Here is an 11907-nt window from a genome sequence, read left to right as displayed (position 1 = left end):
GATATTGCCTATAGGCCCATAATTGTCATAAAGTATTTATTATCGGCAATGTTTTAGCCATTGAATGGAGGTTAGGGCGCTGATTTCCAGAGTTTATGAGGAGTTAAGCGACTTGAGTAGATTAGTGGAGATTAATGATGCGTTTCGGGAGTATGCCCTTAGGTGGTTGCTCTATGCCGTACACCAGGATCTACTTGATGCGATTGCTATGATTGTTGCTGAGCTCGGTCTTAGGAAACCTCCCAGTTATGCTGGGTTGGCCGACGTGCTTCATGAGCGTGGATTAATAGGTGATGATGTAAAGGAGTTGATTAGACAAGTGGCAATTAATAGGAATATGCTTGCCCATGCCTATAGGTCCTTCAGTAGGAATGAACTGTTGGAGTTGAGGTCCTGGGTCCTTAAGAACGTGCCCAGCATAGCTAACCAGTTGTTAAGGTTGGTAGAAGAGAATAACGTGGATCCAGAGACACCCAGCGAGGCGCTTGTCAGGGTTTTCACGAAGTATGGCGTATTGTTGGCGTTCCTCTTCGGTAGTCGCGCCAGGGGTGATGCTAGGGAGGATAGTGATTATGATATTGCCGTACTCATGAGGGATCAATCCAATTATGAGAAAATGGTTAGTTTAATTAGAGATTTGGCGAAGGCACTCGGTGTGCCAGTGGATAAGGTTGACTTGGTTGACTTGAGTAAGGCGCCCAATGAGTTGATATACGTGGTACTGAGGGATGGCGTGCTCATTTATTCAGCTGACCCAGTACTTGCGCGGAGGTTGATTGCTCACATGTACGTTAGGGTACTCGGTGAGTCTGACCTGGATCACGTGTATTACAGCGTGTTTAGGGATAGAATTTCTAAAAAGCATTATTAAGCGACCTATGATGTTCCCAATGTGGAGGTTGGTTACTTAGATTATAAGAGGGATCCCGTGGCGTATGTGTACGCCAAGGTCCTTGATGGCTTGGTTGAGGCTGGGTTGGCATTGGAGATGCTGGGCAGGGACCTTATCCAAAACGCCTCGGCTAAGGCATTCATGAGTGCTAAGTCCATAGTCAGCGCGTTGGTTGTTAAGAATTTTGCCAAAATCATTGAAGGGGTGGATGAGAGGAGGAGGGCTTGGTATGAGAACGTGGGTTACTCAGCACCAGCCACTGGGTTAATAGGTATTTCTAAGGACTTAAAGAAACTGGGTATAGACGTGGAGGCCGTAGTAAAGACGGCGCTGTTACTTCATAGGTTCTCCTATAATGGCTTCGACCCAAACCTAGTCGATTATAGGGACACTGACGAGGTTAAGGACGACATTATTGAGGTTGTTAGTTGGGCCTTAACAATTAAGGAGTTATTCAGGGACATTTGGGATGAGAGGTTGGAGCAGGAGGAACGTGAGTTGATGAAGTTGCTTGAAAGATTCAGAGCTTAATGGATTTTGAGATTTAATTGTTTCTCAGAAATGTTTATAAGCTCAGATTATTAATGATTAAGGTATGTTGGAGGTTAGGGTCAGGGTTTCTAAAAAGAATACTATTTACATACCTAAGGCGATTTCTGAGGCTGTGGGCATTTCTGAGGGTGATTATGTTGTTTTGAGGGTTGATGGTAATAAGATAATTATCGAGCGTGTTGAGGACCCGTTTGAATATGCTTTGAAAGTTAAAAAGTTCGCTGAGGTAACCTTTGAGGAGTTTGAGAGGGAATCTGAGGAGATGCAGAATGAGTATTGGAGTGAGGCCTCGGATACTTCTTGATACAACTTATCTCCTACCCATCGTGGGTATTAACGTTAAGGGTATAGATGAGGTACTAATCGTACTATCAAGGATGAGAAGGAGGTTTAAGGCTGAGTTCTATTACACACAATACAATATTATTGAAATCCTGGGCAAGCTTTCTAGGCTTAATTATGATGAGGATACCGTAATGAGGGGGTTAAAAGTCATAAATGATGAGTTCATACTTACCGAACCAACAATTGATGGGTACGTTAAAGCCCTTAGACTTAAACGTAAGGGCTTTAATGACCTAATAGACCTACTTCTATACGCAACAGCCGTTACTAGAAACCTAAAGTTATTAACTAGGGATAAAAACCTCATACAATTCCTAACACATGAGGGTGAGCCAGTAAATAACATACTTCCTGAGGAGGACCTCTTAGGTAATGCCTAGATCATTCGTGGGAATTCCCGCGTTTATGACAATGATTGCGCGGTGGCTGTTACGAATAGCATGTAATACTCGGTCTTCTCAATCCTACCAGTCACCGGGTCAACCCTAAGCCCTAGGGTCTCCAGCGTATCAACACCAATCACCGGCATTGCACCACTAAACGCTAATATCCTGATTGGGCCCCTCCTACCCTCAATCTCGGCCTCGGCAATGAATACCTTAGCCCTCACCGTCCTGCCATCACCCAGCCTAACCTCAACCTCAAATGGAGTCTCTATGAAGTGCTCCTTGGCCAATTCCAGGGGCATTACGGTGAAGGAGGCGCCGGTATCCACGAGTACCCTCTCCATGACGAACTCATCCCTCCCCCTAAAGCGAATACTAACAAAGACGTGACCCATATACCACCCTAATTCATACCATGGCAGACCTAAAAATAAAGCTTCAGTAATTGGGAATGCCCAGTCTCATGGCCGCCTCCCTATACATTGGGTCTAGAAATTCGTAATTCTCAATGATACTCAGCCTCTCCAGGGTCTTTATCACATTATTCAACGATGTCGGTGATACTGTCTTACCCTCTGAATCCTCCACGCATTTGACCACCTTGGACCACGTATTACCACCACTGGCGATGCACCTAAGCACCAGCGCCGTCCTCCTGGCATTAACGGTTGAGTAACTAGCCTTAGCCCTTATGAGCCTCTCAAGCTCATTCAGCACCTCCCTAATTGTGGCCTCCCTAATCATCGATAAATCCCTAACACCTCTAATGTAGGCATTGGCAGCATAAACAAGCCAACCAGGTATGCCGTCAAACACATCCGCGATGGTCTCAATAACGTCTGTGGAAACCTCGACACCCAACTCCTTAAATCCCCTCCTCAGGAAGTCGACGGACTCATCACGAGTGAACCTACCAATCCTCACCTCATGGAAGTACCTGCCGAACAATGGTGAATTTGGATCTTCAACGCCCATGAATTCATAGAGCAACCCAACCTCAGAGCCGCTGAGTATGAATGTTACATTCCTATCGAAGTCATACGCATGAGCTAGGGCGTTAAGAACCTCGCTTGACAACGGACCCCTCAGCCTCTGCGCCTCATCAAACACCACCACAACCCTCCTCTCATTAAGCCTATCAAAAAGCTCCGCCAGACTAACCTGCTCCCTACCCCTCCACCTAATCTCGACTGCGTTGCCCATGATCGAGATGCCCCTGATCCTCCTTAAAACATCGATTAGCTTGTCAAGGCTTGATGATAGGGCATTGGATATTAATCGATATAGGTCAGACCTACCATAATTATCCCTCAACGACCTACAATCAATTAATACATAGGGTATGTCGGCCTCATTCAACGTCACGTTAATTACGGAAGTCTTACCAATACGCCTAATGCCGGTAACCACAACCATAGGTCCATTAATGTTTTTCAGTATATCATTCAGCTCCTCATCCCTATCATACAAGTCACCCCTACTCACCTTTGGTCTCTCATCAAATAGCATGGCTACAACCCCTCCAGTCCTAAAAACCCTTCTCAACCAATGCCAGCCTCTACGACGGCCTTGGCAACGACTGGGTCGGGTATGACGTAATTATCGCCTACCCTGCTTAAATAACCATACTTAACGAGATTCCTCATAAGCCTATTGAACACCGTGTCGGAGATCTCGCCGGTTTTAACCTCAACGTACCTCCTAATCTCACTCCACGTATTTAACCCATGAGCCACCGCATTAAGTATGGCTAAGTACCTGGCCCTCGAAGGCCTAATAACCTCATCAAGTTCACTAAGCACAAGCTTAACGCCATCACTGAATACCCTATCCAAAGCCTCTCTATGGCTCAACCCCTCAACGCCCCTTAAGTAACCATACAGCGTTAACCAACCGACAATACCATCCAACCGCTCATAAACCTCCTCCAACTCACCCTCACTAACCTCAATACCTAATTCAGCGAAGCCCCTTCTAAGGAAATCGAGACCGGCATCCTTACTAAACCTATCAACGTATATCTCCTTGATATACCTACCATAGAGGGGCGCCTGTGGATCGTCAATCCTCAGGAAATCCCTCAAAACACCAACTTCACTCCCAGTCACTATGAATGTGATGTTGCCCAGGTTATCATAAGCCCATGCCAATACGCCATCATATTTAACGTTCGAAAACCTCATGTATTGAGCCTCATCAAACACTAGTATGAACCTCGTGGAATTACGCTCACACCACCCATCAATTACATTAAGTAATTCAATTAAGTTTACCCTTGACTTCCTGGATAACTTAACCTCAACACCACCTGCGCCAACCCTAACCCAGCCTATACCCCTCAACGCATCCCTAAAGCTCTCCCAAAGTCTCTCACCCATTCCCATGAACCCCTTAAAACCATTGATGATGTACTTAACCAGATTGCTAGCGTTGACATTGCCCTCAATGAAGTATACTTGCCTCACATCAACAAGTACGTATGGATAGGAGAGATCGCTCAGGAAGGCCTTGACCAAGCTAGTCTTACCAATCCTCCTAATACCATAAATCGCAATGAGCTTATTACCCCTGTGCACACCCTCCCTTAATTCATTGAGTTCTCTATCCCTATCATAAAGGTCCTTTCTATTTACCTTAGGCTCAAGGCTAAATAGCATGACTAACTCCCCCCGTTAGTTACTAACCCCCCGGGTTAGTTATTAAGCTTTAAGGATTACATTGGACTACTCCTGACCCTGACCAAGCACCTCACTGACTATCCTCTCTATCGACCTAATCAACCTCCTATCCGCACCGCCACCGCCCAGGGAGTTTATGAAGGAGTTCAGAACCTCAAGGTCCACACCATACCTACCATAGTAACTCGGTAGGTAATGGAGGACTATGTTCTCATCATACCTAAGCACCTGCAGAACCTTTAAAAGCTTCAGGAAATCTATTGAGCCCTCGAATATGGGCAATCCAAAGGAACCACCCCTCTTATTGCTAAAGTAAATCGCCTTAACATAACCACTCAACTCAACAAACCTCCTAACGAATTCCCTCAAGCCCCTTTCCCTCGCCACATGAAGCGCTAGGCTTAGCCTATGCGGTGAAACCTCACTGGCAAGCTCGGTAACCTCACCAGGGCTCCTCAGGAAGTCCCCAACACCGAACTCCCAAATCACCCTAACACCATACATCGAAGCCTCATCAAGCAATTCCGCCAGTGTATTAACATCATTAATACCGGGCCTAGCCACCATAGAATCCACATTAAGGTAGTCGAGCAAAGCCATGAACCTCTCAGCATCACCCCTCCTCCTTAAGTAACCAACCCTGACCTGCCCAATCCTAAGCCCGAGATCCTCAAGCTCCACTGCGAGGGCTGGCAGGAACTTATTAATGTCTGAGTAGCCCCTAATATCGAGCTCCGCCTGCGTATTCAATTTGGGTAGGTCCCTAATGGGCTTAACACTAATGAGTAACTCCACAACATCGATAATGCTGGGTTAATTAATAAAACTATCGATAATGAGCAAGGAACCAAGCTTTTTAAGCCCGATAAGTAAACTATAAATCCGCCATGAGCGAGAACATCGATGAGATCGAGAGAAGGAGGATAATGATGAAGATGATGATGGAAATAATTAACAAGACCCAGCAGAAAACCAGCACCAAGCGTGAATTAACCCGTGAGGAGGTCATTCAATTAATTAGACAGATAACGAAGGGGGAGAGGGCTGGCGAGATAATAGACAATGCATTGCAGTTATATGGAGACACCGCTGTTCAGGTATTTAGGCAATTAGCCGAACTCTACCTAAGCGGTAGGCTGGGTGAGCTTCAGGATTACGAACTCTATCAAATACTCGAGAGGGTGGGGCTACATGTACCGTTAAGGACCAGGATAAGGATTGTAAGGCACGGTAGGGAGGAGAGTATTGGATCGTCAAGTGAATAGCGGTCACGGTGATCAGCCACATCTCAGGAATTACCATGCTTAGGCTCCATACGAAGTCTTAGTATTATATACGCTACTATCACGATTACCGCCACAACAGCAACAACGTATAAGTACTTATCAATTAATCCTATAATTAACGACCATTGAGTCGCAAATGCATAACCAATATACACGAGGATTGTGTCCCAGATTAAATGCCCGAGGAATGTAACGATGATGAAGCCCATTATTCTCATACCAGCCAGGCCCGCTGGGAATGATATGAGCGCCCTAAAGCCAGGCAGAAACCTGAAGCCAAATACAGCCGCCATACCATACTTATTAAACCACCTACTCAATGAGTCAAGCCTCCTCCTGTTGAGACCAAATAACCTACCATACCTGAGGAGGAATGGTAAGCCCAGGTAATAGGCTATGTAATAATCAATTAATGAACCAACCAGGCTACCAAGCGTGCCAACCAACGCGCCAAGCACAGGGTTTATGAGACCCAGCGATGCGTAGTAACCAACCAGGGGCATAACAACCTCACTGGGTATGGGCAGCGACATACCCTCAAGAACCATTAATACAAATACTGAAGCGTAACCATATAATCCCTTAAACACGTACTCAAGCATCGTCAGTAGGACCTAGCGCGTCTTAAAAGGATTAATATGAAGAAATACCTAAGGAGAGGGTACAGTGAGATTAATAACCTTACTTTACTTACCACAACATGACTAAATCATGAGAATAGGTGCAGTAGTACTGGCTGCAGGTGAGGGTAGGAGGTTTGGCGGTAATAAGTTGCTGGTTAGGGTTGGTGGTGAACCGGTTATAGTGAGGGTTTTAAGGGCACTGAGTGGGCTTGATAGGGTGGTCGTTGTTGGGGCCTACGCCAGCGAGCTAATGCCCTACCTGACTAATGAGGTCGTTATTTACAACCCGTACTATAGGGATGGAATGAGCACATCTATAAGGCTTGGGCTTCGATTCTTTCAAGACTACGATGCAGCGCTCATAGTACTGGCCGACATGCCACTCATAACCAATGAAACAGTGTCGAGAATAATAAATGCCTACCGCAATGGCTGCAGCGCCGTTGTGCCGGTGCATAACGGCGTGAGGGGAAATCCCGTGTTAATTCATAGGACATTATTCCCAGAGTTAATGAGGTTGAGTGGGGACGTCGGCGCAAGGGAGATATTAAGGAATAGGAGTGACGTATGTACCGTGGAGTGCGGTCCCGAGGTCCTAATCGATATAGACACGGTGAACGACTTAGCCAAGGTCCTTAACATCGCTAATACCAATCGCCAACAATAGACTCCCAATGAACGTGATAATGGGCACCGCGTTAAGCACGGCACCAACCCTAATTAACAGATTCCGTTGCATGGTTCTCCAGAAGAATATTGAGATTGAAACATCGCCTAGGAAGGCAATTCCCATGCTAACCACAGCGATTAGGTAGGACCGCGGTATGAGACGAGTCATTAATAGTAATGACGAACCAAGCATCAACAGCAACGCACCAACAGACCCAACACTCAATGACCCGGAATATCCATTGAAGCCCAGGTACATGGTCACTGACGATACCGTGTACGTCAACATGATTAGCAAAACAAGAATAGAGCTGAAGTACCTTGGGTATAGGATAATCATGAAGTACAGAAACTCAGCTATGAACTCCAGGACAAGCCCAAACCTGACAAGCCCACGGTTAAGCATAACAATAATTACCTGCGCTGGGTTAAAAAGCATTGGGAATAGAAAAAGCCAAAGAGAAACAATGACACGAGGGCTTATATCTTCATACTTGAGTACTAACCAGGCACATCCTGGACCGTTAAGCAACTATCAATTAACTACCCATCAGGCGGTACGTATAACGTAATATACGGCACCAATGCATGCCCATAAAACCGCATCACCACGTCCTTACCTAAAAACACCTCTAAACTCAAACTCAACACCCCTCCTCTCCCTGACGGCTCTATCATAAATCAACTTAGCGAGCACGAGGTCCTCCACGGCAATTCCCAGGGACTTGAAGATGGTTACCGAGTCATCACCCTGCCTACCCCTAACCCTACCAACAACAATATCGGCCAGGGGAACTACCCGGGACCAGGCGGCATCGCCAGCCATTATTAAGTCCCCAGCCTCCTCCCTGGCCTGGCTCACGTCATCAACGGCTATAACGTCCGCCTTAAGTACCACGTCCGGCGCCAACTCAGCCCTATTAGCCCAATTACTACCAATGGCATTAATGTGCATCCCAGGCACCACGTAGGAACCGCGTATAAAGGGGTCCCTGGAGTTGGTAGCCGTGACCAAGACATCGACACCCCTGCAGACATCCTCATAATCACCAGCAACCACAGCATCAAAACCCCTAGACCTAATAAACCTGGCAAACTCCTCAGCATGCTCACGCGTCCTACTGAAGACCTTAACCAGCTTAAGGTTCAAAACCCTACTCAACGCCTCGAACTGAGCCCTGGCCTGCGTACCCGCACCAACTATGCCGAGCACTGACGAGTCCTTCCTGGCCATGTACCTAGTGGCCACAGCACTGGCAGCCCCAGTCCTGAGCTGCCCAAGCCTATCAGCCTCGATAATAGCCAGCAACTCACCGCTGTCTAGACTGAATAGGACGACCACGAACCTGGTGCCATGCCTCGTACTCAGGTACGTCTTAAGCCCAGCAACCCTGTAATCACCGAGTACGACGCCCTGAAGCACATGAAGCACGGCACCACTAACGATCGCCCTACGCCTAGGCAGGTTGACGGCATTACCACTACCCAGTAGCTTAAACCCATCCTCAACGGCCTTAATGGCATCATCAAACGAAACTAACTCATTAACCTCAAACTCCCTAATCAACAACACAAGGCATCAACTGCAAAACCCCTTTAAAGAAGTGCCCCGGAAACAAGCTAGGTGAAGAAGTCAGAGTTAGCTGAGGAAGTGATGACCCATTCATGAACAGATCACCCCAGGAAGACTAGGTTACCATAGTAAATAAGCAAGACACTTAAACCAACGCACAGGCACAACCTTAATTTACCAAACCCACACCCCAAAATAACGTGATTAACAACGTGAAATACGTAGGTGGAAACATAGTGATCACGCTAAGCCAGGAAGCAATAGCCTTAGCAAGCACCGTAGACGGAGGGCTAAGGAACGGCATTAAATACATAGTACATCACCAAGTCCCCAGGGACTTCAATAACGACCCAATCAAGGAGGTAATGAGGGTACACAGGGAATTATCAATAAGAAGTGACGAAGCAATAACCTTCCTAACAGCCACAGAACTACCAAGAAACCACATAACACATAGGGAGGTAATCAATGACGTGGAGATTGCGGTGTCAATAACTACGGGACTGACAAATCCATATAGGATAGAAGGGGGCAACATAGAGGCGTGGGGGCTCCATGAATCAACAATAAACATGGCGATAATCATAAGTAAGCCATTGACAGTACAGGCAATGATAGACGCCATAATGCTGAGTGCGCAGGTGAAGGCGTTAACACTCGCCGAACTAACCAATGGCGAGATACACGGAACAACCTCAGACGCGGTGGCGATAATAACGCCGATTAACGGCAATAAAGAACCATATGCAGGACCAGCAACGAGCATAGGCAAGGCCGTAGTCCACGCCGTGCACGAGGCATTAATAAGGGCATACAAAACCTACACAGCACATGAAAATCAGTAAGGGAATAGACGAATAAAAAGGCGATGAGCCAACCCCTGGAGTTCTCGGGCCACCCCAATTACGCCCTCCCTAACGCACTTCATGAGTATTAAAAAGCCCCTTAGAGCTACATTTATAGCGCCGATGACATCCCTATCACCCTCAAAGCCGCAGTAACCACACGTCACCCTACCCCTAACCCTACCTAGGTAGGTGCCGCATCGCGGACACGTACTACTCGTGTACTCAGGCTCAACAAGCACTATGGGTATTGAATCCCTAATTGGCATTATCACCTCACCCCTATAGCTTATCCAGAACCATGAGGTTTTAACGGAAGGACACCTACTCATAACCTTGCCAAACCTATTAACAATCAACTCCCAAACCACCTTAGCCCTAGCCAGGTCACGCTTATGCTCATTAAACAACCTAAGATCCTCAAATGCCAAACCAACCAGCGCATTATGAATTCTCTGAACACTGTGGATTGCCCTAACTACGGCACCCAACGCCTTATTAACAATGTTACTTGTCAACTCACCACCACGGTACTTATCAACCCCTGGATAACTAATCTCAGCCACGTACGCCCTAGTCATGGCATCATACACGCCCAACGGTATTAACGAAACACCATTCTGCCTAGCATATATCACAGCCAAATCACTGAGCAACTTAGCCCATGTACCAACAAAAGTCACAACAGAACGCCTAACACCAACATCGACACCCACAACCGTCACATCCACGACAGGCACACGCCCGTCCCTGCCTTCCCCATCCCTACCCATACCCATCACCTGGATACCCACAGGGCGGGACTGTGGTATTCCCACAGTCACCGCCCCTCGTTGATAAGTTCAATGGCGGGGCGGCCCGCCCCGCGGGTACCCAGGTGATGGGCTTGATCAGTCTTTCTCATTTAATCATTGATCATTTTTATGGGGACTCATCATTATGAGACTCAGGGACGTCCGAGGACCGAGCCATCGGCTCGGTCTCTCGCGCCCATCATACTCCCCTTCCTCCTCCCCCCTGCGTAGGGGGATTGAAAAAGGAAGGGGATTTTTAACGGGTTCGCCTGCCGTGGATGTGACGGTTACGGGTTACTATTACTTTCGTTGAGTAGTTTGTTACGTAGTTCTCTTACCTCGTTTATTTCTATTTTCAATTCTTCGTTAAAGCCCATGTAAAGCGCCTCGCCTGGTTTTATTCGACTTAGTATGTCCTTTAATCTCGATAATGATTTAGCAGGGCCACTATGGCTTGTTATTATCGTTGGTGTGTTTAGGTCTTCGAGGTTTAACCTACCTATACTATGCATTGCCATCCATATGTTCGTAAAGCCCCTTGCCATCCTAATGATCCTTAGTAATGCTTCCTCCCTTATGGGTAGTATTGTTATATCGTCTAGTATCAATAGGTTGTTGGTTCTTTGTTGGCACATGCTGTTGATTATTAGGGCTGTTGCTAAGTATGCTCCCTTAATGTCCCTACTATTCAATATTGTGGCTATCTTAATAGCTTCATTGTCAATGACTTGGTCGGTCACAATATCATGTAGTAGCATTATTCGCCCTAGAAGCCATAGTGCGTGAACATTACGTGGACTCCTAGCGAGGTATCTTAGGTATCTAACATAGTTACCATAGGTCTTATACCTATATGCTGAGGATACCAGCAGTGATATTCCAGGTCTTGCGCTCAGCTCCTCATAGGAATCAAGTATTAGGAATAGGTTATCGCGTATGCATCTCCAGGGTATTAATGGTTTCATTACAGCCCCAATAACGTCAGATGACTTATGCGTCATGTAGGTTATGAATGAGCCCATGAGTTTATGCCTCATTAAACCCAACGTAGTGATTATTGTGGTTTTCCCTGAACTCGGTGGACCAATCACTATTAACGGCTTATCTCCTAAATCGAGTAGCACCCTCATTAGTTTCTTATCGATCTTCAACTCCCGACTCCAGGGGTTGGCCCACCGCTTAAATCGCCTACGAGGGTTTCCCCAGGGCCTAACCCTGGGGATTTCCCTCGCGGTTCATGCGTTGGTTAAGTCATGGTTAGGGT

16 protein-coding genes are annotated in these 11907 nt (G+C 46.7%); 7 read left to right on the top strand and 9 right to left on the bottom strand.

Going from position 1 to position 11907, the window contains the following annotated elements; translation table 11 throughout:
- The first annotated feature begins 64 nt into the window (after positions 1-64).
- The 4 genes from mntA (at position 65) to VDIS_RS05300 (ending at position 2169) form a co-directional block, all read left to right on the top strand.
- Complete coding sequence (gene mntA / locus VDIS_RS05315; RefSeq protein ID WP_013336191.1) at positions 65-871, top strand: type VII toxin-antitoxin system MntA family adenylyltransferase antitoxin; 807 nt, start codon at positions 65-67, stop codon at positions 869-871.
- 21 nt (positions 872-892) lie between these two features.
- On the top strand, positions 893-1423 hold the full coding sequence (locus VDIS_RS05310) for a PaREP1 family protein (protein WP_013336190.1): 531 nt from the start codon (positions 893-895) through the stop codon (positions 1421-1423).
- A 64-nt stretch (positions 1424-1487) separates the two neighbouring features.
- A complete protein-coding gene (locus tag VDIS_RS05305; RefSeq protein ID WP_013336189.1) occupies positions 1488-1748 on the top strand; it encodes an AbrB/MazE/SpoVT family DNA-binding domain-containing protein in 261 nt (86 codons plus the stop codon).
- Positions 1714-2169, top strand: a complete 456-nt coding sequence (locus VDIS_RS05300) for a PIN domain-containing protein (RefSeq protein ID WP_013336188.1) — start codon at positions 1714-1716, stop codon at positions 2167-2169. Before VDIS_RS05305 ends, VDIS_RS05300 begins: the two co-directional genes overlap by 35 nt.
- Positions 2170-2192: 23 nt before the next feature.
- Here VDIS_RS05300 and VDIS_RS05295 read toward each other — a convergent pair whose 3' ends face one another.
- The 4 genes from VDIS_RS05295 to VDIS_RS05280 form a co-directional block, all read right to left on the bottom strand.
- Positions 2193-2570 (bottom strand): aspartyl protease family protein, encoded by a 378-nt coding sequence (locus VDIS_RS05295; RefSeq protein WP_013336187.1) that lies wholly within the window; start codon positions 2568-2570, stop codon positions 2193-2195.
- 43 nt (positions 2571-2613) lie between these two features.
- Positions 2614-3684, bottom strand: a complete 1071-nt coding sequence (locus VDIS_RS05290; RefSeq protein ID WP_013336186.1) for an AAA family ATPase — start codon at positions 3682-3684, stop codon at positions 2614-2616.
- A gap of 32 nt (positions 3685-3716) precedes the next feature.
- Positions 3717-4832 (bottom strand): AAA family ATPase, encoded by a 1116-nt coding sequence (locus VDIS_RS05285; RefSeq protein WP_013336185.1) that lies wholly within the window; start codon positions 4830-4832, stop codon positions 3717-3719.
- A 66-nt stretch (positions 4833-4898) separates the two neighbouring features.
- Positions 4899-5648, bottom strand: coding sequence for a hypothetical protein (locus VDIS_RS05280; RefSeq protein ID WP_013336184.1), 750 nt, complete (start codon positions 5646-5648; stop codon positions 4899-4901).
- 92 nt (positions 5649-5740) lie between these two features.
- Between VDIS_RS05280 and VDIS_RS05275 the strand changes: the two genes are divergently transcribed.
- The gene (locus tag VDIS_RS05275) at positions 5741-6118 is read left to right on the top strand and encodes a hypothetical protein (RefSeq protein ID WP_013336183.1); all 378 of its coding nucleotides are present in this window, start codon (positions 5741-5743) and stop codon (positions 6116-6118) included.
- 23 nt (positions 6119-6141) lie between these two features.
- Here the strand turns inward: VDIS_RS05275 and VDIS_RS05270 are convergent, their stop codons facing one another.
- On the bottom strand, positions 6142-6741 hold the full coding sequence (locus tag VDIS_RS05270; protein ID WP_013336182.1) for a DedA family protein: 600 nt from the start codon (positions 6739-6741) through the stop codon (positions 6142-6144).
- A gap of 109 nt (positions 6742-6850) precedes the next feature.
- On the opposite strand from VDIS_RS05270, the gene VDIS_RS05265 reads away from it, so the two are divergent.
- Complete coding sequence (locus VDIS_RS05265) at positions 6851-7429, top strand: nucleotidyltransferase family protein (protein ID WP_013336181.1); 579 nt, start codon at positions 6851-6853, stop codon at positions 7427-7429.
- On the opposite strand, the gene VDIS_RS05260 is transcribed toward VDIS_RS05265, so the two are convergent.
- Together VDIS_RS05260 and VDIS_RS05255 are read right to left on the bottom strand one after the other, a co-directional pair.
- Entirely contained in the window at positions 7385-7837 is a 453-nt protein-coding gene (locus VDIS_RS05260; protein WP_052885773.1) for a hypothetical protein, read from the bottom strand. The genes VDIS_RS05265 and VDIS_RS05260 overlap by 45 nt on opposite strands.
- Positions 7838-8047: 210 nt before the next feature.
- Positions 8048-9004, bottom strand: a complete 957-nt coding sequence (locus tag VDIS_RS05255; protein WP_013336179.1) for an ornithine cyclodeaminase family protein — start codon at positions 9002-9004, stop codon at positions 8048-8050.
- Positions 9005-9204: 200 nt separating this feature from the next.
- Between VDIS_RS05255 and VDIS_RS05250 the strand changes: the two genes are divergently transcribed.
- Entirely contained in the window at positions 9205-9849 is a 645-nt protein-coding gene (locus VDIS_RS05250) for an adenosylcobinamide amidohydrolase (protein ID WP_013336178.1), read from the top strand.
- Here the strand turns inward: VDIS_RS05250 and VDIS_RS05245 are convergent.
- Complete coding sequence (locus tag VDIS_RS05245; protein ID WP_171804843.1) at positions 9843-10622, bottom strand: zinc ribbon domain-containing protein; 780 nt, start codon at positions 10620-10622, stop codon at positions 9843-9845. The genes VDIS_RS05250 and VDIS_RS05245 overlap by 7 nt on opposite strands.
- A gap of 308 nt (positions 10623-10930) precedes the next feature.
- On the bottom strand, positions 10931-11794 hold the full coding sequence (locus tag VDIS_RS05240; RefSeq protein ID WP_148678240.1) for a hypothetical protein: 864 nt from the start codon (positions 11792-11794) through the stop codon (positions 10931-10933).
- Between the last annotated feature and the right edge of the window lie 113 nt (positions 11795-11907).

Origin of the sequence: Vulcanisaeta distributa DSM 14429, from assembly GCF_000148385.1 — an archaeon.
GTDB lineage: Archaea > Thermoproteota > Thermoprotei > Thermoproteales > Thermocladiaceae > Vulcanisaeta > Vulcanisaeta distributa.
The sequence above is the reverse complement of the archived record's forward strand: the minus strand, read 5'-3'. Positions and strand labels throughout refer to the sequence as shown.